Source organism: Gemmatimonadota bacterium (assembly GCA_039715185.1).
GTDB lineage: Bacteria > Gemmatimonadota > Gemmatimonadetes > Longimicrobiales > RSA9 > DATHRK01.
This window is the reverse complement of sequence record JBDLIA010000224.1, coordinates 1-1,354: the sequence shown is the minus strand read 5'-3', so window position 1 is coordinate 1,354 and position 1,354 is coordinate 1. Positions and strand designations below refer to the sequence as shown.

The 1,354-nt window shown below is 66.3% G+C and carries 1 protein-coding gene; it reads left to right on the top strand.

Annotation, left to right across the window (positions count from 1 at the left end):
- Window positions 1-1,354, top strand: a 1,354-nt coding sequence (locus ABFS34_16865) for a DEAD/DEAH box helicase family protein (protein ID MEN8377098.1), incomplete at both ends; no start/stop codon positions are given.

The window sequence follows — 1,354 nt, the reverse complement described above, 5'->3', positions numbered from 1 at the left end:
GGCTACGAGACCCGTCTGTGGGACGATAAGGCCTACCCGCCGCGCACGGTCGCCGGGTTCTACAAGAAGGATGAGCTCGCCTCTCTCATCGTGCGCCGGAGCCAGCGGGCGAAGCTGGACGTGGCCCGGGTGAGTGACACGATCGTCGAGCGGTACTACCAGAAGCGCGCCATCGGCAGCATCAGCGAGCACTTCACGCAGTCCCGCCGCAAGGCGCTCCTCGCGATGGCCACCGGCACCGGGAAGACGCGCATCGCCATCGCGCTCGTGGACCTGCTACAGCGCGCGGGCTGGGTCAAGCGGGCGCTGTTTCTGGCCGACCGCATCGCGCTGGTCAATCAGGCCGTGGCCGCGTTCAGGGCGCACCTGCCCGAGTCCAGCCCGGTGAACCTGGTGACCGAGAAGGACGGGGCGGGCCGGGTCTACGTCTCCACCTATCCGACGATGATGGGGCTGATCGACGAGACCCAGGGCAACGAGGCGCGCTTCGGCGTCGGGCACTTCGACCTCGTGATCATCGACGAGGCGCCCCGCTCGGTCTACCAGAAGTACGGCGCGATCTTCCGCTACTTCGACTCGCTGCTCGTCGGCCTGACCGCCACGCCCCGGGAGGAGGTCGACTGGAACACCTACGGGCTCTTCGACCTGGAGCCGGGCGTGCCGACCGACGCGTACGAGCTGGAGACCGCGGTGGCGGACGGCTTTCTGGTGCCGCCGCGCGTCGAGCAGGTGGACCTGAAGTTTCCGCGCGAGGGCATCGACTACGATTCGCTCAGCGAGGAGGAGAAGGAGCAGTGGGAGGGCCTCGACTGGGGCGACGACGTGGAGCCGGACGCGCTCCCGGACCGGGTCAATGCCTCCGCCATCAACAACTGGCTCTTCAACAAGGACACCGTCGACAAGGTGCTCCAGCACCTCATGGAGCACGGCCACAAGGTGGAGGGCGGCGACCGGCTCGCCAAGACGATCCTCTTCGCCCGCAATCACGAGCACGCGACGTTCATCGAGGACCGGTTCAACCACCACTACCCGCGGCACGCGGGGCACTTCGCGCGCATCATCGACCACTACGCCAAGTACCCGCAGAGCCTGCTCGACGACTTCTCGCAGAAGGACAAGGCGCCGCACCTCGCGATCTCGGTGGACATGCTGGACACCGGCATCGACATCCCCGAGGTGGCGAACCTGGTCTTCTTCAAGCCGGTCTACTCGAAGGTCAAGTTCTGGCAGATGATCGGCCGCGGCACGCGGCTGTGCCCGGAGCTGTTCGGGCCGGACGATGACAAGCAGGATTTTCGCGTCTTCGACTTCTGCTTCAACTTCGACTTCTTCCGCGAGAACCCCGACGGCATCG